This window comes from Pelagerythrobacter aerophilus, from assembly GCF_003581645.1.
Taxonomy (GTDB): Bacteria; Pseudomonadota; Alphaproteobacteria; order Sphingomonadales; family Sphingomonadaceae; genus Pelagerythrobacter; species Pelagerythrobacter aerophilus.
The window spans coordinates 243,703-261,354 of record NZ_QXFK01000019.1 but is presented as its reverse complement, the minus strand read 5'-3'; the positions used below and the strand labels follow the sequence as shown (position 1 = coordinate 261,354).

Below are 17,652 nucleotides of genomic sequence, written 5' to 3'. Positions count from 1 at the left end.
CGGAGGAGCGATTCTTCGGAAGCATCGCGCGGGAGAGATCGCGGGCCTTCGGGTTCGCGGCGCCGAAGGAGCAACCGCCCCGGAAACTCTCAGGCCACCGGACCGCGCGGTGAAGACACTCTGGAAAGCGTCTCCGCCCAGGCGGGGACCACCGAAGGGGTAAGCCGCGGATGCCGCGAAAGCGGAGCGCGGGCCAAGCTCTCAGGTTTCCCGACAGAGGGGGCAGGTGGAACGGCGCTTCACGGCGAAGCGTTGCCGGCCAGTCGGGAAGATTGATGAGCGACGACCAAGACTCCGCGGAACCGCAGACACTCCCGCTCGATGCCTGGCATCGCGCCCAGGGCGCGCGCATGGTGCCTTTCGCCGGTTACTGGATGCCGATCCAATATGAGGGGATCGTCGCCGAACACGAGTGGACGCGCACCCATGCCGGGCTGTTCGACGTCAGCCATATGGGCCAGCTCCTCGTCTCGGGCGAAGGCGCGGCCGAAGCGCTGGAAGCACTGCTGCCCGGGGACATCCTGTCGCTGAAGCCGGGGCGCATCCGCTATTCGCTGCTGCTCGACGAGAACGGCGGTATTCTCGACGATCTGATGGTCACCAATGTCACGCCCGAAGGCGGCACGCCCACGTATTATGTCGTGGTTAACGGCGCGACCAAGTGGGACGACATCGCCCATCTGCGCGAGCATCTACCCGACGAAATCACGCTGACTCACCTCGAGGACCAGGCCCTGCTCGCGGTGCAGGGCCCCGAAGCCGCGAACGCGCTGCGCCGGGTGTTCCGCGACGCGATGGGCGATCTCAAGTTCATGCAGGGCACCTCGTTCCATTTCGGCGAGATCAAGCTCGGCATCGGCCGCTCGGGCTACACCGGGGAGGACGGGTTCGAGCTCTCGATCCCCGCCGAGCATGCCGAGACCATCGCCGGCCGCCTCTGTGCCGAGATCGAGATCAAGCCCATCGGCCTCGGCGCGCGCGACTCGCTGCGGCTGGAGGCGGGACTGCCGCTCTATGGGCACGACCTTTCGCCCGAAACCGATCCCGTTTCCGCCGGCCTCGGCTTCGCCATCGGCAAGCGCCGCCGCACCGAGGGCGGCTTTCCTGGCGCCGAACGTATCCTCGGCCTGATCGAGAGCGGAACCGAAACCAAGCGCGTCGGCCTCACGCTCGAGGGCCGCTTGCCCGCGCGCGAGGGTGCGCTGGTCTATGCCGGCCACGAGGAAGTCGGCCGCGTCACCAGCGGGGGCTTCGCGCCGACGCTCGGCCACCCGATCGCGATGGCTTACGTCGCCCGCGCGCATGCTGCCGAAGGCACCGAACTGGAAATCGAAGTCAGGGGCAAGCGCCTTCCCGCCCGGGTCGCGCAAATGCCCTTCGTCCCCCACCGTTACTACCGAGGGAACTGAACATGGCCCGCTATTTCACCGAAGAACACGAATGGATCGACGTCGAAGGTGATACCGCCACCGTCGGCATCACCGACTATGCGCAGGAACAGCTCGGCGACATCGTTTTCGTCGAACTGCCGGCTGTCGGCAGCACGGTCGAGAAGGGCAAGGATGCCGCGGTGGTCGAGAGCGTCAAGGCCGCAAGCGACGTCTACGCGCCGATCAGCGGGGAAGTGACCGAAGCCAACGGTGCGCTCGAGGATGATCCGGCCCTGGTCAATTCCAATGCCGAGGAAAATGGCTGGTTCTTCAAGCTGACCATCGCCGACAAGTCGCAGCTCGAAGGGTTGATGGACGAAGCGGCTTACAAGAGCTTCGTCGACGGACTGTGACCGTCTCCCCCGTCCCGCTTGCGGGAGGGGCAGGGGGTGGGCATGGGCCGCTAGGCCCACCCCGCTGCGACTAAGACCGCTACGCGGCCCAAGTCTCGCTCCCCTCCCGCAAGCGGGAGGGGGCTAGGAGTTCGAATGCGATACCTTCCCCTGACCGACGCCGACCGCAGCGCGATGCTCACGAAGATCGGCGCTTCATCGATCGACGACCTGTTCGTGGATGTTCCGCAAGAGGCGCGGCTGTCCGGCCCGATCGAGGGGCTGCCGCTCCACGCCAGCGAGATGGCGGTGGAAGCGCACATGCGGCGCCTGTCGAAGAAGAATCTCGCCGCGGCCGACGCGCCGTTCTTCCTCGGCGCGGGGGCCTATCGCCATCACGTGCCCGCCACGGTCGACCACGTGATCCAGCGCGGCGAGTTCCTGACCGCCTACACGCCCTATCAGCCGGAAATCGCGCAGGGCACGCTGCAGATGCTGTTCGAATTCCAGAGCCAGGTCGCGCGGCTCTACGGCTGTGCGGTGGCGAACGCCTCGATGTACGATGGCTCGACCGGCTGCTGGGAAGCGGTCGCGATGGCGGCGCGGGTGACGAAGCGCAAGCGCGTGGTGCTCTCGGGTGCGCTGCATCCGCACTATGCCGAAGTCGTGCGGACGATGGCCAAGTTCACCGACGACGAGATCGCCGACGCGCTCCCCTCGCTGCAGGGGACGCCCGACAATGCGAGCCTTATCGCGCGGATCGACGAGGAGACGAGCTGCGTCGTCGTGCAGTATCCCGACATTCTCGGCCGCATTCCCGATCTTGCCGTGATCGCCGAGGCGGCGCACGACAAGGGCGCGCTGCTGATCGCGGTCAACACCGAGCCGGTCGCACTGGGCGCGATCAAGGCGCCAGGCGAGCTGGGCGCGGACATCGTCGTCGGCGAAGGACAGGCGATCGGCGTCGGACTGCAATTCGGCGGGCCCTACCTCGGCCTGTTCGCGGTGCGCGATCCCAAGCACGTGCGCCAGATGCCGGGGCGGCTCTGCGGCGAGACCGTCGATGCCGAGGGTAAGCGCGGCTTCGTCCTCACACTTTCGACCCGCGAGCAGCACATCCGCCGCGAGAAGGCGACCAGCAACATCTGCACCAATTCGGGTCTCTGCGCGCTGGCCTTCTCGGTCCATATGACGCTGCTTGGCGAAGAGGGGCTGCGGCGTCTCGCTTCCTGGAACCACGCGCTTGCGAGCAAGGCGGCCGATCGTCTGGCGCAGGTGCCCGGGGTGCGAGTGCTCAACGATAGCTTCTTTAACGAGTTCACACTCGTGATCGATGGCGACGCGCGCGAGATCGTGCGCAAGCTGGCCGACGACGGGATCCTTGCTGGCGTGTCACTCGGCCGGCTCTATCCCGCCGAGGATGCGCTCAAGGGCGGCCTGCTCGTCGCGGTCACCGAAACCACCACGGAGGAGGACATCGAAACGCTCGCCTCCGCGCTGCAGGAGGCGCTGGCATGAATGCTCCCAACAAATCCGGCTGGAAGCCCGAGATGACCGCTGCCGCCGACGGCATGCACAGCGGCCCGCGGACCGTCACCGGCAACCGCGCGCTGATGCTGGAAGAGCCGCTGATCTTCGAGCTGGCGGGCACCGACACGACCGGCGTCGACCTGCCGGAGATCGAAGGCGGCGCGAACCGCCTCGGCGGGATGGAGCGCACTGCACCGATCGGGCTGCCCGGCCTCTCGGAGCCGGAAACGGTGCGCCATTACACCCGCCTCAGCCGCCAGAATTACGCGATCGATCTGGGCCTTTTCCCGCTCGGCTCGTGCACGATGAAGCACAATCCGCGGCTGAACGAGAAAGTCGCGCGCATGCCGGGCTTCGCCGACGTGCATCCGCTGCAGCCGGTCTCGACCGTGCGCGGCGCGCTGGAGGTGATCAACGAACTGGCGTTCTGGCTGATCGATCTCACCGGCATGCACGGCGTGGCGATGAGCCCCAAGGCGGGCGCGCACGGCGAACTGTGCGGCATCCTGTGCATCCGCGCCGCGCTTGAAGCCCGCGGCGATCCGCGCGAGGTGATCCTCGTGCCCGAAAGCGCGCACGGCACCAATCCTGCGACGGCGGCCTTCGCTGGCTACCGGGTCGAGAACATTCCCGCCAACGCCGATGGCCGGGTCGATCTCGAGGCGCTCAAGGCCCGCCTCGGGCCTGATGTCGCGGCGGTGATGATCACCAATCCGAACACCTGCGGTCTGTTCGAGCGAGACATGAAGGCGATCTCCGACGCGGTCCACGCCGCGGGCGGCTTCGTCTATTGCGACGGGGCGAACTTCAACGCCATCGTCGGCAAGGTCCGCCCCGGCGATCTCGGCGTCGACGCGATGCACATCAACCTGCACAAGACCTTCTCCACCCCGCACGGCGGCGGCGGGCCGGGCTCGGGGCCGGTGGTACTCTCCGAAGCGCTCAGCCCCTATGGCCCGCTGCCGTTCACCGCGCGGACCGCGGACGGCGTGGTCCATCTGGTCGAGGAGGAGAACGCAGCCGAGTTCGACCATACGCAGGCATTCGGCCGCATGACTGCGTTCCACGGGCAGATGGGCATGTTCACCCGCGCGCTCGCCTATATCCTCAGCCACGGCGCGGATGGGCTTCGCCAGGTGGCGGAGGACGCGGTGCTCAACGCCAATTACATCCTGCGCAGTGTCGAGGACCTGCTGGAGGCGCCGTTCGGCAAGAGCGGGCCGTGCATGCATGAGGCGCTGTTCTCCGACGCGGGCTTCTCCGAGGGGCTTTCGACGCTCGACCTCGCCAAGTCGCTGGTCGATGAGGGTTATCATCCGATGACGATGTATTTCCCGCTCGTCGTCCATGGCGCCATGCTGGTGGAGCCGACCGAAACCGAGAGCAAGGCCGGCCTCGATCAGTTCATCGCCGCGCTGCGCAGCGTGGCGGAGCGCGCAAGGGCCGGGGATGCGTCGATGAAGCAGGCGCCCTATTATGCGCCGCGCCGCCGCCTCGACGAAACGCTCGCGGCGCGCAGGCCGGTGCTGGCTTGGAGCGATCCCGACTCCGCCTGATGCGGATCATCCTGAGCAGGAAAGGCTTCGACAGCACTTCGGGCGGCGGGCCGTCGCCGATCATCGGTGGCCGGCCGCTCAGCCTGCCGATCCCGGCAGCCGAGCATTCGCGCACGACTTATGGCGCGTTGGGGTTGGGCGAGCATGCCGCACGCGCCAGCAGGGGTCGGATCGGCGCGGGTGATCACTGCCACCACGATCCGATGTTCCTCGCGGACGGCACTTGCCTGTTCGGCCAGTGCGGCGCGGCGCAGACGCATCTCGCCAACCGCGGCGTCGGAGGCGGAGACGTATTCCTGTTCTTCGGCCTGTTCCGCGATGAGGACACGGGCGAGCCGCATCACCGGATCTTCGGCTATCTTGAAGTTGAGCGGCGGATCGACCTCGCGAGCTGCGACGCCGTCACGCTCGCCGGCTTGCGCGATCAGGGGCATCCGCACGCCATTGCCATGCATGGCCGCAACGATGCGATCTACAGCGGTCGCGGTAGAGAGGTAGGTGGCGCGCCCCACCTGCTGCGGCTGACCGTCCCCGGCGGTCCGCCAAGCCTCTGGCGCCGCCCTGTGTGGCTGCGGTGCGGCGGCCTGTCCTATCACGATCGGACCGACCGCTGGCTTCCCGGCGGCAGGCTGCGCGCCGTGTCTCGAGGTCAGGAGTTCGTCGCCGAGATCGGCCGGCGCAAGGCCCCGCGCGAATGGCTCGCGCGGGTGATCGCAGCTATCGAAGCGTCTTGATGATCGCCGAGAAGTCGAGCCCGCCGTTCTCGGCCGCGAACGCCTCGTAGAGCTCCTTCGCATGGCCTCCCAGTGGAGTGGGACTGCCTGCCGTTTCCGCCGCTTCCATCGCAAGCCGCAAATCCTTGAGCATCAGCGCAGTGGCGAACCCGCCCTGATAGCCGTTGTCGGACGGGCTTTGCGGGCCGACGCCGGGGACCGGGCAGTAGCTCGTCATCGACCAGCACTGGCCAGAGGAGACCGACGAAATGTCGTAGAAGGTTTGCGGATCGAGCCCGAGCTTCTGCGCCATCGTAAACGCCTCGCACGTGCCGATCATCTGGATCGCGAGCAGCATGTTGTTGCAGATTTTCGCGGCCTGGCCATTGCCCGCGTCGCCCGCATGAATCACCGCCTTGCCCATCGCCTGCAGGATTGGCTCCGCGCGCTGGAAGGCCTGCTCGCTGCCCCCGACCATGAATGTCAGCGTCCCGCCGGCGGCCGCCGCGATACCGCCGGAGACCGGCGCGTCGACCATGTCGTAGCCGGCCGCCTCCGCTGCGGCGATCACCTCGCGCGCGGTGGCGACGTCGATGGTCGAGCAGTCGAGCAGGATCGCGCCTTCCGGAGCATGGCCGATCACGTCGTTCTCGAACACGGCCTTCACGATCGCGCCGTTGGGCAGCATCGAAACGACCGCCTCCACCCCCGCCACGGCTTCCTTGGGGTCGGTGAAGGTCTCGCATCCGTTCTCGCGCGCAGCCGCAAGCGCGGGCTCCGCGAGGTCGAATGCGCGGACCTCGTGTCCCGCCTTGACGAGATTGGCAGCCATCCCGCCGCCCATGTTGCCGAGGCCGATAAAAGCGATTTTCATGTGATTACCCCAGGACTATTATGATTAATGTGATGAGTAAGAAGATAAGGGAAACTGTCAGCTTCCATGCTGCCTTGTAAGCTTCCCAGTGTTCACCAAGTGGATAGAACTTTCCGCGCTCATCGAGGTACATCATAAGCTTGCGGTACGGAATGATGCCGCGTGCTTCTCTTTTTGGACTATCCTGCCACCAAGATATCGCTAACCAACCTGCCATAACAGCGGTCAAAGTTGCGAAGATATAGCTCATCGCCCCTTCCACTGCCCCTCACGCTTCTCGATGAAGGCGGCCATGCCCTCGGCCTTGTCCTCGGTCGCGGTGAGGATCTGGAACAGGCGCCGTTCGTGGAGCAGGCCTTGGTCGAGCGTCATCTCGTAGGCGGCGTTGACCATCTCCTTGTTCACGATCGCAGCCATCGGCGGCATCGCGGCGATTGTCGCGGCGGTCTTCAGCGCCTCGTCCACCAAGCTATCGTGCGGCACGACGCGTGCGATGAGGCCGCTGCGCTCCGCTTCCTCCGCGTCCATCATGCGGCCGGTCAGGCACATCTCCATCGCCTTCGCCTTGCCGACCGCGCGGGTCAGGCGCTGGCTGCCGCCCATGCCGGGCGCGACGCCGAGCTTGATCTCGGGCTGGCCGAACTTCGCCTTCTCGCTGGCGATGATGAAGTCCGCCATCATGGCGAGCTCGCACCCGCCGCCGAGCGCGAAGCCGTTGACCGCCGCGATCCAGGGCTTGCGGGTTGCCTTGACCAGATGGCTGGTCCAGCGCGCGAAGAAGTCCTCGAGGAAGAAGTCGGCGGCGGCCTTGTCGGCCATTTCCTTGATGTCGGCGCCCGCCGCGAAGGCCTTGTCCCCTGCACCGGTCAGCACCGCACAGCGCTGACCGTCATCACTCTCGAACGCGGCGAAGGCGGCGATCAGATCCTCGAGCACCTGCGAGTTGAGCGCATTCAGCGCCTGCGGGCGGTTAAGCGTGATCAGGGTGACGGCGCCGCGCTGTTCGGCGGTGATCGTTTCATAGCCCATAGTATAACCTATCTGGTGAATTTACTTGACATCGTGGCGATGATTTGGCACAAATAGCGAACGTCGGAGAATTGCGATTCGCGAGACCTCATAGTGGTCGCCACTCTTCGGCTTCGGGTAACGGTGCGAAGATGCTGTCGAGCAGGTCCTCGGTCACACCTTCGGGCGTAGCGGGATCCCACTTGGGATCGCCGGTCTTGTCGACGATTACCGCGCGCACGCCTTCGGCGAAGTCTGGTCGGACGATGACACGGCTGGCGATCCGGTATTCGTTGCGCATGTTGTCGGCGAAATCGGTGAAGCCCTTCGCCTCAGCGAGCTGGCGCAATGCGACCTTGCAGGTCTGCGGGCTCTTGGCGTGCAGTGCGTCGAGTTCCTTCTGGGCCCAATCGCCGCCATCCTTCTCCAGGCTGGCCAGGATGTCCTCGAACCGGTCGGAGGCGAAATGCTTGGCGATCCGGTCGGCGTTCCCCGCAATGCGCGCAGAGGGAGGGGTGACCGAAAGCTCGGCCAGGATTCCGCCGATCCGGTCGGGATGCTCGGCAATCCGCACCTTGGCCTCGGGCAGCTTCGCCGCGGGCAGGTAGTGCGTGGCAAGCCCTGCCCACAGACACTCCGCGCCGTCGAGCCGCGCGCCGGTCAGGGCGAGGAACTGGCCGATCCGTCCGCCGAGTCGCGCGAGATACCAGCCGCCGCCGACATCGGGGAACAGGCCGATCCCCGTTTCAGGCATGGCGAAACGCGTGTTCTCGGTCGCGACGCGGTACTTCGCGGGCTGGCTGATGCCCACGCCGCCGCCCATCGTAATGCCGTCCATGAAGGCGACGATCGGCTTGGGATAGACGAACATCTGGTGGTTGAGCTGATATTCGTCGTGGAAGAACTTCCGCCCGCTCACGCCGTTATCGTTCAGTGCGGAGTTGCGCAGGAAGGCGATGTCCCCGCCGGCGCAGAAGCCGCGCCCCTCGGCGTGATCGACGATCACCGCCTCGACGGCATCGTCGCTCTCCCACTCCTGCAGGGCGCGGCTCATCGCGTGGCACATCTCCAGCGTCAGCGCATGGAGCGCCTTGGGCCGGTTGAGCGAGATGTGCCCGGCTTTCCCGTGGGTGTGGATGTTCACGTCTTCGGTCATCGGTTCGCTACTCACTGGCGCAACAGGTCCCGGCCCACGATCATCCGCATGACCTGGTTGGTGCCTTCGAGGATCGAATGTACCCGCAGGTCGCGCCAGAAGCGCTCGATCGGGTAGTCCTTCAGATAGCCGTAGCCGCCGAAGAGCTGGAGCGCGTTGTTGACCACGTTGCTGCCGCTATCGGTCGCGAGGCGCTTGGCCATGGCGGAAAAGCGCGTCTTGTCCGGCGCATTGTCGGTCACCTTGACCGCCGCGAGATAGAGCAGCGCACGTGCCGCCTCGAGCTCGGTCGCCATGTCCGCGAGCATGAACTGGGTGTTCTGGAAGTCCGCGATCGGCTGACCGAACTGCTGGCGATCCTTGGTATAGGCGATCGCCTCGTCCAGACAGCGCTGGGCGCCGCCGAGCGAGCAGGCGCCGATATTGAGCCGCCCGCCGTCGAGCCCGGCCATGGCGAAGCGAAAACCGTCACCTTCGGCGCCGACGCGGTTCTCGACCGGTATGCGGGCATCCTCGAAGATCACCTGCGCGGTCGGGCTGGCGTTCCAGCCGAGCTTCTTCTCCGGTGCGCCGAAGCTGACGCCGGGCGTGTCCTTCTCCACGACGAGGCAAGTGATCCCGCGGCTCTTGTGCTCGCCGGTGCGGACCATGCACACGTAGACGTCGTTGAACCCGCCGCCGGAGATGAACTGCTTGGTGCCGTTGAGCACGTAATGGTCGCCGTCCAGCCGCGCGGTGGTCTTGAGATCGGCCGCGTCCGAGCCGGAGCCCGGCTCGGTCAGTGCGTAGCTGGCGATCTGCTCCATCGTCACCAGCCGGGGGAGGAACTTCTTCTTGACCTCCTCGCCGCCGAAACGGTCGATCATCCATGCAGCCATATTGTGGATCGAGACATAGGCGCTCGTCGCCGGGCAGCCATAGGCCATCGCTTCCATGATCAGCGCCGCTTCCAGTCGGCCGAGCGCGATCCCGCCGCTTTCCTCAGAGACGTAGATCGCGCCGAACCCGAGCTCGCCGGTCTTCTGGATCACGTCGCGCGGGAAGTGGTGCTTCTCGTCCCATTCGGCGGCGAACGGCGTGATGTGGTCGGCGGTAAAGCGCCGCGCCATTTCCTGGATCGCGAGTTGATCGTCGGTGAGCTGGAATTGTCCTGTCATTGGCCCTGTTCAGTCTGTCGCGGTCTCGATCCGCGTGTTCTGGTCGTGCACGAGCCGCCATTGGCCATCCTCGAGCTGGAAGCCAAGCGAGAGATAGGCGGGGCGTCCGGGTGTCGGCCCCGCGCCATCGGGGTCGTAGCTGGTGCGATAGAGCGCGTAACCGTAGTCGCGCCCCTCCCACACCCTCACCGGCTCCAGCACCATCACCCACGCGGGATCGGCGAACCATTCGCGGTGAAAGGCGAGGAACTGCTCGCGCGTGTCGTAGCGCTCGCCGTTCGGGAAGATCAGCGTGAGGGTGTCGCCCGTGGTGATCGTATCGACGATCCCCTGATAATCGCGCGACTGGATCGCGGCAACGTGGCGGTCCAGCGTTTCGCGGAAGCTCGCCGACGACGGGTAGGGCACGCTCTGGCATGCGCCAAGCGCAAGCGGCGCGAGACAAAGGGGCAGCGCGTATTTCACGCGCTGCTGCGTCCCGAGCCGCCTGGTCTGAGCCTCCGCCGGTGCATCTTCACCCGCAGGTGATCTGGGTGATGATCATCGCGTCGTCGTACATCACGTTGACCCGGTCCTGCCGGAAATCCATCGTGAAGGCGGCGCGCGGCGGGCCCCAGCGAAGCTGGCGCGCACCGGTCGCGTCGAGGATCTGCTCGCCGATCTGGGCGGTGGCCTTCTGGCCGACGTAGGACTGCGCTGCTGCGGGATCGCACATGGCGGTCTCCCCGTTTTCGGCGTCCGGCGTGCCGGGCTCATTGGCGGACGTCGTGGCGCACGCCGCGAGCGCAGCGGCGGGCAAGAGGGCGATCAGCTTTCCAGTGTGCTTCATCATGCGTCTCCTTCGGAGCACCGGCTATAGCGCAGTGGATCGGCCATGGCGTCCTCTCCGTATTCGGTGCGGACCAGCGTCTTGCCGCCATCCTGCGCGGCGAGCGCCATGTCGCGGGTCCAGGTCATGCCCTCGCCGGTGAAGGAGAACTTGGCGCGGATGCTGTCGTCGGTGCGCTGGGCAACGTCGTCCAGCGTGGCACGCGATTCGTAGAACGTGATCGTGTTGCCGGTGACCTCGATCAACCCCTTGGCGTCGCCCCGCGTGGAGGTGCAGTCGGCCGCGACGAGACCCCAGCGGCCCTGAAGCGCGACCGGGATCGAAGCCATGTCGCCATCGGGCGAGGACGTCTCGCCGGCGGGCGGCGTTGCGCCGTCGCCAATGCCCCCATCCGGTTCGACCGGCATCGGGGTTTCGGTCGCGGCATCCGCGCCATCGGCACTATCGTCGGCAGGCGCACCGCAGGCCGCGAGCGCGAACGCCGGGGCGGCGGCAAGAGCAATCATCAGTCGCATGGAGTCCTCCAGTCTTTGCTGCGCTGCCTAAACTCGCGAACCGCGCGGATTATCCCGGCTCAGCCCATCGTCGGGATGAGGAAGGCGTTCGACCCGTCGCCCCCGCCGTCGGGCCAGCGCTGGGTGACGGTTTTGACCTTGGTCCAGAACTTGAGCCCTTCGGTGCCGTACTGGTTGGTGTCGCCGAAACCGGAACGCTTCCAGCCGCCGAACGAGTGATAGCTCACCGGTACGGGGATGGGGACGTTCACGCCGACCATGCCGACATTGACCCGGCTGGCAAATTCCCGCGCGGCGTGGCCGTTGCGGGTGAAGATGGCGACCCCGTTGCCGTACTGGTGCTCGCTCGGCAGGCGCACCGCTTCCTCGAAGTCTGCCGCGCGTACGATCTGGAGCACCGGGCCGAAGATCTCCTCCTGATAGGATTTCATCTTCGGCGTCACCCGGTCGATCAGCGTCGGGCCGACGAAGAAGCCCTTCTCGTGCCCTTGCAGGCTGAACCCGCGCCCATCGACCACGATCTCGGCGCCTTCCTGCTCGGCGGTGTCGATCCACTGCTCGATCCGCGCCTTGTGCTCGGGTGTGACCACCGGGCCGTAGTGCGCGTCCGGATCGTTCGAAACGCCGACGCGCAGGGCGTTGATCGCGGGGATCAGCTTCTCCTTAAGCCGCTCGGCAGTGTCCTCGCCCACGGGCACCACCACGGGCAGCGCCATGCAGCGCTCGCCGGCCGAACCGAAGGCGGCGCCGGCCAGATCGTTCACCACCTGATCGAGATCGGCGTCGGGCATCACGATGCCGTGGTTCTTCGCGCCGCCCATCGCTTGGACGCGCTTTCCGTTCTCCACCCCGCGCTTGTAGACGTAGTGCGCAATGTCGCTGCTGCCAACGAAGCTGACGCCAGCAATGTCGGGGTGGTCGAGGATCGCATCGACCATTTCCTTGTCGCCGTGAACGACCTGCAGCAGCCCCTCGGGCGCGCCGGCTTCCAGAAACAGCTCGGCGAGCCGCACCGGCACGCTCGGATCGCGCTCGCTCGGCTTGAGGATGAAGGCGTTGCCCGCCGCGATCGCCATGCCGAACATCCACATCGGGATCATGGCCGGGAAGTTGAACGGGGTGATGCCCGCGCCGATACCGATCGGCTGGCGCATCGAATAGACGTCGATGCCCGGGCCGGCGCCGAGCGTGTATTCGCCTTTCAGTACCTGTGGGATGCCGCAGGCGTATTCGATCACTTCCAGTCCGCGCTGCACGTCGCCCTTGGCGTCGTCGACCACCTTGCCGTGCTCGCTGGCGAGAAGCTCGGCGAGGTCCTGCATGTTGGCTTCGATCAGTTCCTTGAAACGGAACATCACCCGCGCGCGCCGCTGCGGGTTGGTCATCGCCCAGCCGGGCTGAACCTTCTTCGCAGCCGCGATCGCGCGGTCGAGCAGAGCGGCATCGCCCAGCGCGACTTCGGCCTGAACCTCGCCGGTGGAGGGGTTCCACACCTTGTGCGTGCGCCCGGACCCGCCGCCGCTTCCTCCGACGATGAAATGGTCGACCTGGCGCATGACATATCTCCTCTACCAACGCGTTGGGCGTGGATCGTGCCGATTGCAAGCTTGCAGACAACCTTCAATTTCGCAGGTAGAGGCTGCAAATATGCAGGATCTCAACTGGAACGACATCCGCGTGTTCCTGGCGGTGGCGGAAGCAGGCCAGATCGGCCGGGCGGCGCGTGCTCTCCGGCTCGATCCAACCACGCTGGGCCGCCGATTGCGGAGGCTGGAGCGGCAGCTCGAGATTACCCTGTTCGAGCGCACGCGCGAAGGCCAGACGTTGACCGAAGCGGGCGAGAGCCTGCTGGCCAAAGCCGAGGCCATGGCGCAGGCGGCCCGCACGATCGACGCGGTTCAGAGCCGCCAGACCGGCCTCGGCGGAAATCTGCGCCTCAGTGTCTCGGAAGGCTTCGGCAGTCAGTTTTTGACGTTGTATCTCCCCGATTTCGCCCGAGCCCACCCGAACCTTTCGATCGAGCTGGTCGCGAACAGCGGATTCCTGAGTCCCTCGAAGCGCGAAGCGGACATCGCCGTCATGCTTTCGCGTCCCAAGGCCGGGCCGGTCATCTGCCGCAAGCTTTCGGATTACAGTCTGATGCTCTATGCGAGCCGTCGCTATCTCGCCGCATACGGCATGCCGCAGCGTCCGCGCGACCTCGCGCAGGGCCACACGCTGGTGAGCTACATCCCCGACCTGCTCTATGCGCCCGAACTCAACTACCTCGACGACTTCCATGCCGGGCTGACGGCGCATATCCGCTCGTCCAGCATCAACGCGCAGAACCGCCTGATCGAGGAGGGGGTGGGCATCGGCGTCCTGCCGCGGTTCATCGGCGATCGCGGCGCGGATCTCGTCCCCGTCTGCCCCGACCGCTCCATCCGCCGCAGCTTCTGGATCGTGACCCACCGGGACACCCAGAACCTCGCCCGCGTACGCCTCGCCAAGGAATGGCTGCTCGACTGCGTACGGACGGGCCGCAGGGTATTGATGCCGGATTAACGCGCAAGCGCACCCGAACGTCCGAAGCGGCGATCAGGTTTTGATGTTGGCGTAGTACGGGATCGGCACGTCGTCTTCTCCGGCGCTATCGCCAACCATCATCTTCGTACGCGGGTGCATGACCGCCGGATCGGTTATTATATTGAGGCAGTACGGCTTGCCCGAGGCAAATGCCTCTTCGATGGCGCTGGTGATGTCTTCATACCGGTCGATCCGCCGGGCCTCGACGCCGAAGCCGCTCGCGACGAGATCGTAGCGCGTATCATCGAGCGCGACGATGACTTCGCGATCCTTGCCGTAAAGGAGATTCTGCGCGTTGCGCGACATGCCCCATTCGGAGTTGTTCAGGATAACGGTGACGATCGGCAGACCGTGCCGAACCATCGTGTCGAATTCCTGTATGTTGAAACCCACGCCGCCATCGCCCGCAAAACAGATTACCGGGCGATCGGGATTGGCGCGGGCGGCGCCAATCGCAAAGCCGGGCGAGATGCCCAGGCAGCCGAGATAGCCGCACCGCAGGTGCTGGCCCGCGCCCGGAGAACGGACGAGGTCGCCGACCCAATTGCCGGCCTCGCCGCCGTCGGCGATCACCGCCGTTCCCTCGGGCAGCGCGTCCATGATCGCGGCAACGGCGTGGCCCGGATGAATCTTGCCGGGGCTCGGCTCCTTCGGCGCGCTGGCGAAACCGTCGCGGGCCATCGAACGGAAGCTGCGCAGCTTGTTGGCCCAATCGGTTCGCTCGGGCCAGCTCTCGCCTTGCCCGCCTTCGATCAGTGCATCGATCGTCGTGCCCGCGTCCGCGACGATGGGCAGGTCGGCCATTCGGACGCGGCCGATTTCTTCCGGATTTACCTCCACTTGCGCGACGTAAGCGTCCTGCGGAATGATCGCGCCCATTGCACCGCCGAGGAACATGCCCATGCGCGCACCGATCAACAGAACGGCATCGGCCGCTGCGCCCGAAGCGGCTGCCGCGGCCAGACCGGCCGCGGCGCCGGCGTAGAGCGGGTGATCGTCGGGAAGGACGCCGAGGGCCTTCTGACTGGCGATCACGGGAACGCCGACAAGTTCGGCCAGCTGGCGCAGGCGCTCGCCTGAATCGGTCAGCATCACCCCGCCGCCCGCGATGATAACCGGTCGCTCGGCCCCTCGAAGCATGTCGAGAACCTTGGTGACGGCGTCGGGCCGCGGGGCCGGAGGCACGGGCCGCTCCCATGAATCGGTCTCGGGCGGCGCCTGGTCGGTCGGCCAGAACATGACATCGATCGGAATCTCGAGAAAGACGGGGCCCGGAGGGCCGCTAAGCGCGATCTCTCCGGCCCGGCGGACGAACTCGACGATTCGTTCGGGCTCGGCGACGCGCTGCGCCCATTTGGTGACCGGGCGGGCCATGGCCACGGCGTCGAAGCCGCCCTGCAACGTATTGGCCTCGACCTCACGCAGCGGAGCGGCGCCGGCAATGAAGAGAGTCGGAATTCGGTCGAGATGCGCGTTCGCCATGGCGGTCAGCGCATTGGTAAAGCCCGGGCCGGCAGTGACTGCACAGACGCCCAGCTTTCCGTTTGACGAACGCGCGTAGGCATCGGCCGCGTGGCCGGCCGACGCTTCGTGCCGCGTGTCGGTGAGCCTTATGCCGAACTCCTCGCAAGCCATGTAGAGCGGATCGAGGTGGCTGCCATGCAGAGCAAATATCTCGCTTACGCCGAGGCCGGCCAGTGTTGCGGCGACCAGTTCACCGGCAGCGCGCTTCTTCGTCATTGGATTCTCCCAAGCCGTCATGCTTCTTTTCTCATGCCTATGTCAGTGGCCGCGCCAACACAAGCCAATTGTATGCAATAGAGAATGCATTTTCCAATGAATGGCATCTCGCTGAATGCGACTGCCCGTGGTGGATCATCGCCGTGACGAGGCCGAATATTTGTGCTTTGATGGGTTTGGGAATTTATCGGTTGAACCGGCATTGATTGGATGCAATATCGGGAGGCCGGATCCACCCACGGGTTCGCTCTCGAAGTCAGGAGCGCTTGAAAATTGGCCCAGGTCGCGCAGAACGGAGCAGATCTAGATGAGCGCCGTGAGCGCCCATCGCTGCGTGTGGCGGTGATCGGTGCAGGTATGGCTGGTATCCTGGCGGCAATCAAGCTGCGGGATCGCGGCATCGAATGCGACGTGTTCGAGAAGGGCGATGGCGTTGGGGGCACCTGGCGGGAGAACACCTATCCCGGCCTCGCCTGCGACGTCGCCGCCCATTGGTATACCTATTCGTTTGCGCGCAATCCCGAATGGGATTCATTGATGGCCGAGGGCAAGGACATTCGCGCCTATTTCCAACGGGTCGCGCATGATTTCGGCGTTTTGGAGCGTACGCGCTTCAACAGCGAAGTCACCGAACTCCGCTATCGCGAGGGCGCCTGGGATCTCGCGTGCGCCAACGGGTATGAAGGCAGGTATGACTTTGTCATCGCTGCCACAGGGGTGCTGCATCACCCCAACATTCCGCAGTTCGAAGGTATCGAGACATTCAAAGGCGCCGTATTCCACTCGGCGCGCTGGGATCATGACGTTGCGTTGGATGGCAAGCGTATCGGCGTGATCGGCACGGGCTCGACCGCCGCCCAGCTTGCGACGGCTTTGGTGCCTCGGGCAAAGCGTTTCGACCTGTTTCAACGTACGGCGCAATGGGTCCTGCCCCGGGACAACGTGCCGTACAGCGAGGAGGACAAGGCCCGTTTCCGCAAGGATCCGGAGGCGCTCGAAGCGCTGATCCGCGAACTGAGGGCCAAGACTCTCGAGGGCTTCGCCACCGCGGTCATTGACGTCGATTCGCCCGAACTGGCCGCGATAGAGCAGATCTGCCGCGAGAACCTCGATACGGTGAAGGATCCCGAGCTGCGGCGCAGGCTTACACCGGATTACCGGGTCGCCTGCAAGCGGCTGGTCATCTCCAGCACGTTCTACGACGCCATTCAGCAACCGAATGCCGACCTCGTCACGTCACCGATCCGGCGAATCGAACCGACCGGCGTGCGCACCGCCGACGGGGCGCTGCACGATCTCGATGTCCTGGTTCTTGCAACCGGGTTCCTTGTCGATCGTTTCATTCGCCCAACTCGGGTAGTGGGGCGCGATGGCATCGACCTGGACGATGTCTGGGCCGACGGACCGCTCGCTTACTTGTCCGTAAGCGTCCCGAATTTTCCCAATTTCTTCCTACTCAACGGCCCGAACAGTCCCATCGGCAACTTCTCGCTGGTCGAGGTCGCGCAGCATCAGATCGAATATATCATGCAGCTAATCGACGGTATTCGCTGCGGCGAATATTCTGAAGTGAGCGCCACCCCCGAAGCCATGCATACCTTCGAAGCCGAGCGCTGCGAGGCCGCTCGCAAGACGGTCTGGGTTACCGGCTGCGACAGTTGGTACCTCGATAAAAATGGTGTGCCTGCATCGTGGACCTTTTCCTACGACCGTTTCGTCGAAGAAACCGCCGCGCCGCGGATGGAGGATTTCGAGGTGCGGTGAATCGGCGGCGCGTCCGCGGACGACAGATCGGCCCAGGCCAGCAATTGTAAAGGAGAGCGACATGATCACCCGTGAGGCCATTGCAAAGGCGCTTCGCACCCTGAACGAAACAGAGAACGCCCGGCCGCATACAAGCGTCGAGGAAGTAAGCGCCGGTATCGACGAGGTGATGGCGCCCGATGTCGAGGGTTGGCGCAACGGCGCTCATGTGCCCGATCGCGCGAGTGAGCGCGAGGTCGAGCGGCGCGCTTTCGGCGCGCTCGCCGACTATCACCGCGTGGTGGAACGCACGATTATCGACCCGCCCTTCGCAGCCACAGGCTGGACCATCCATGGGTCGTTCGACGGGCAGCCGGTGAGTGCGCCGGGTTCCTCGCAATTCGAATTCAACGAGGAAGGGCGGGTCAAGCGCTACTGGATGAACTTTAATCCCGAGGACTTCTTCTACCGAAAGGGCTGACCTTTCGGGGACGCATATTGATA

18 protein-coding genes and 2 riboswitches are annotated in these 17,652 nt (G+C 65.4%); of the genes, 8 read left to right on the top strand and 10 right to left on the bottom strand.

Annotation, left to right across the window (positions count from 1 at the left end):
- Window positions 1-19 precede the first annotated feature (19 nt).
- Window positions 20-115: riboswitch (glycine riboswitch) on the top strand.
- Between the two features lies 1 nt (window position 116).
- Window positions 117-221, top strand: a riboswitch (glycine riboswitch).
- 54 nt (window positions 222-275) lie between these two features.
- The 5 genes from gcvT (at window position 276) to D2V04_RS14960 (ending at window position 5,582) form a co-directional block, all read left to right on the top strand.
- The gene (gene gcvT / locus D2V04_RS14980; RefSeq protein WP_119514522.1) at window positions 276-1,409 is read left to right on the top strand and encodes a glycine cleavage system aminomethyltransferase GcvT; all 1,134 of its coding nucleotides are present in this window, start codon (window positions 276-278) and stop codon (window positions 1,407-1,409) included.
- Window positions 1,410-1,411: 2 nt separating this feature from the next.
- A complete protein-coding gene (gcvH, locus tag D2V04_RS14975; protein ID WP_119514521.1) occupies window positions 1,412-1,783 on the top strand; it encodes a glycine cleavage system protein GcvH in 372 nt (123 codons plus the stop codon).
- A gap of 135 nt (window positions 1,784-1,918) precedes the next feature.
- Window positions 1,919-3,280: an aminomethyl-transferring glycine dehydrogenase subunit GcvPA gene (gcvPA, locus tag D2V04_RS14970; RefSeq protein WP_119514520.1), complete on the top strand. Its 1,362-nt coding sequence runs from the start codon at window positions 1,919-1,921 to the stop codon at window positions 3,278-3,280.
- Window positions 3,277-4,848 (top strand): aminomethyl-transferring glycine dehydrogenase subunit GcvPB, encoded by a 1,572-nt coding sequence (gene gcvPB / locus D2V04_RS14965; RefSeq protein WP_119514519.1) that lies wholly within the window; start codon window positions 3,277-3,279, stop codon window positions 4,846-4,848. The genes gcvPA and gcvPB overlap by 4 nt, the downstream gene beginning before the upstream one ends.
- Window positions 4,848-5,582 (top strand): Nmad3 family putative nucleotide modification protein, encoded by a 735-nt coding sequence (locus D2V04_RS14960; RefSeq protein WP_119514518.1) that lies wholly within the window; start codon window positions 4,848-4,850, stop codon window positions 5,580-5,582. Before gcvPB ends, D2V04_RS14960 begins: the two co-directional genes overlap by 1 nt.
- On the opposite strand, the gene mmsB is transcribed toward D2V04_RS14960, so the two are convergent.
- From mmsB to D2V04_RS14920, 9 genes are all read right to left on the bottom strand, one after another.
- The gene (mmsB, locus tag D2V04_RS14955; protein ID WP_119514517.1) at window positions 5,566-6,435 is read right to left on the bottom strand and encodes a 3-hydroxyisobutyrate dehydrogenase; all 870 of its coding nucleotides are present in this window, start codon (window positions 6,433-6,435) and stop codon (window positions 5,566-5,568) included. The two genes, D2V04_RS14960 and mmsB, sit on opposite strands and share 17 nt — an antisense overlap.
- 4 nt (window positions 6,436-6,439) lie before the next feature.
- Entirely contained in the window at window positions 6,440-6,685 is a 246-nt protein-coding gene (locus D2V04_RS17800; protein ID WP_147391836.1) for a hypothetical protein, read from the bottom strand.
- Window positions 6,682-7,464 carry an enoyl-CoA hydratase-related protein gene (locus tag D2V04_RS14950; RefSeq protein ID WP_119514516.1) on the bottom strand — a complete coding sequence of 261 codons (783 nt, stop codon included), beginning with the start codon at window positions 7,462-7,464 and terminating at the stop codon, window positions 6,682-6,684. The genes D2V04_RS17800 and D2V04_RS14950 overlap by 4 nt, the downstream gene beginning before the upstream one ends.
- A gap of 88 nt (window positions 7,465-7,552) precedes the next feature.
- Window positions 7,553-8,599, bottom strand: coding sequence for an enoyl-CoA hydratase/isomerase family protein (locus D2V04_RS14945; RefSeq protein ID WP_119514899.1), 1,047 nt, complete (start codon window positions 8,597-8,599; stop codon window positions 7,553-7,555).
- Window positions 8,600-8,610: 11 nt separating this feature from the next.
- On the bottom strand, window positions 8,611-9,756 hold the full coding sequence (locus D2V04_RS14940) for an acyl-CoA dehydrogenase family protein (RefSeq protein ID WP_119514515.1): 1,146 nt from the start codon (window positions 9,754-9,756) through the stop codon (window positions 8,611-8,613).
- Window positions 9,757-9,765: 9 nt separating this feature from the next.
- Window positions 9,766-10,164, bottom strand: a complete 399-nt coding sequence (locus D2V04_RS14935; RefSeq protein ID WP_182849776.1) for a YybH family protein — start codon at window positions 10,162-10,164, stop codon at window positions 9,766-9,768.
- 106 nt (window positions 10,165-10,270) lie between these two features.
- A complete protein-coding gene (locus tag D2V04_RS14930; protein WP_119514898.1) occupies window positions 10,271-10,585 on the bottom strand; it encodes an I78 family peptidase inhibitor in 315 nt (104 codons plus the stop codon).
- Window positions 10,585-11,100, bottom strand: a complete 516-nt coding sequence (locus D2V04_RS14925) for a hypothetical protein (protein WP_147391835.1) — start codon at window positions 11,098-11,100, stop codon at window positions 10,585-10,587. The genes D2V04_RS14930 and D2V04_RS14925 overlap by 1 nt, the downstream gene beginning before the upstream one ends.
- Before the next feature lie 59 nt (window positions 11,101-11,159).
- Complete coding sequence (locus D2V04_RS14920; protein ID WP_119514512.1) at window positions 11,160-12,656, bottom strand: CoA-acylating methylmalonate-semialdehyde dehydrogenase; 1,497 nt, start codon at window positions 12,654-12,656, stop codon at window positions 11,160-11,162.
- A 91-nt stretch (window positions 12,657-12,747) separates the two neighbouring features.
- Here D2V04_RS14920 and D2V04_RS14915 point away from each other — a divergent pair, with 91 nt between their 5' ends.
- Complete coding sequence (locus D2V04_RS14915; RefSeq protein WP_119514511.1) at window positions 12,748-13,644, top strand: LysR family transcriptional regulator; 897 nt, start codon at window positions 12,748-12,750, stop codon at window positions 13,642-13,644.
- Between the two features lie 33 nt (window positions 13,645-13,677).
- On the opposite strand, the gene D2V04_RS14910 is transcribed toward D2V04_RS14915, so the two are convergent.
- On the bottom strand, window positions 13,678-15,405 hold the full coding sequence (locus tag D2V04_RS14910; RefSeq protein ID WP_119514510.1) for a thiamine pyrophosphate-binding protein: 1,728 nt from the start codon (window positions 15,403-15,405) through the stop codon (window positions 13,678-13,680).
- 273 nt (window positions 15,406-15,678) lie between these two features.
- On the opposite strand from D2V04_RS14910, the gene D2V04_RS14905 reads away from it, so the two are divergent.
- Window positions 15,679-17,169: a flavin-containing monooxygenase gene (locus D2V04_RS14905; protein WP_228766474.1), complete on the top strand. Its 1,491-nt coding sequence runs from the start codon at window positions 15,679-15,681 to the stop codon at window positions 17,167-17,169.
- A gap of 61 nt (window positions 17,170-17,230) precedes the next feature.
- Window positions 17,231-17,629 carry a nuclear transport factor 2 family protein gene (locus tag D2V04_RS14900; RefSeq protein ID WP_119514509.1) on the top strand — a complete coding sequence of 133 codons (399 nt, stop codon included), beginning with the start codon at window positions 17,231-17,233 and terminating at the stop codon, window positions 17,627-17,629.
- Window positions 17,630-17,652: the final 23 nt, after the last annotated feature.

Coding starts and splice junctions, on each gene's coding strand:
- gcvT (WP_119514522.1), top strand. CDS start 276: ATGAGCGACGACCAAGACTCCGCGGAACCGCAGACACTCCCGCTCGAT.
- gcvH (WP_119514521.1), top strand. CDS start 1,412: ATGGCCCGCTATTTCACCGAAGAACACGAATGGATCGACGTCGAAGGT.
- gcvPA (WP_119514520.1), top strand. CDS start 1,919: ATGCGATACCTTCCCCTGACCGACGCCGACCGCAGCGCGATGCTCACG.
- gcvPB (WP_119514519.1), top strand. CDS start 3,277: ATGAATGCTCCCAACAAATCCGGCTGGAAGCCCGAGATGACCGCTGCC.
- D2V04_RS14960 (WP_119514518.1), top strand. CDS start 4,848: ATGCGGATCATCCTGAGCAGGAAAGGCTTCGACAGCACTTCGGGCGGC.
- mmsB (WP_119514517.1), bottom strand. CDS start 6,435: ATGAAAATCGCTTTTATCGGCCTCGGCAACATGGGCGGCGGGATGGCT.
- D2V04_RS17800 (WP_147391836.1), bottom strand. CDS start 6,685: ATGAGCTATATCTTCGCAACTTTGACCGCTGTTATGGCAGGTTGGTTA.
- D2V04_RS14950 (WP_119514516.1), bottom strand. CDS start 7,464: ATGGGCTATGAAACGATCACCGCCGAACAGCGCGGCGCCGTCACCCTG.
- D2V04_RS14945 (WP_119514899.1), bottom strand. CDS start 8,599: ATGACCGAAGACGTGAACATCCACACCCACGGGAAAGCCGGGCACATC.
- D2V04_RS14940 (WP_119514515.1), bottom strand. CDS start 9,756: ATGACAGGACAATTCCAGCTCACCGACGATCAACTCGCGATCCAGGAA.
- D2V04_RS14930 (WP_119514898.1), bottom strand. CDS start 10,585: ATGAAGCACACTGGAAAGCTGATCGCCCTCTTGCCCGCCGCTGCGCTC.
- D2V04_RS14925 (WP_147391835.1), bottom strand. CDS start 11,100: ATGCGACTGATGATTGCTCTTGCCGCCGCCCCGGCGTTCGCGCTCGCG.
- D2V04_RS14920 (WP_119514512.1), bottom strand. CDS start 12,656: ATGCGCCAGGTCGACCATTTCATCGTCGGAGGAAGCGGCGGCGGGTCC.
- D2V04_RS14915 (WP_119514511.1), top strand. CDS start 12,748: ATGCAGGATCTCAACTGGAACGACATCCGCGTGTTCCTGGCGGTGGCG.
- D2V04_RS14910 (WP_119514510.1), bottom strand. CDS start 15,405: ATGACGAAGAAGCGCGCTGCCGGTGAACTGGTCGCCGCAACACTGGCC.
- D2V04_RS14900 (WP_119514509.1), top strand. CDS start 17,231: ATGATCACCCGTGAGGCCATTGCAAAGGCGCTTCGCACCCTGAACGAA.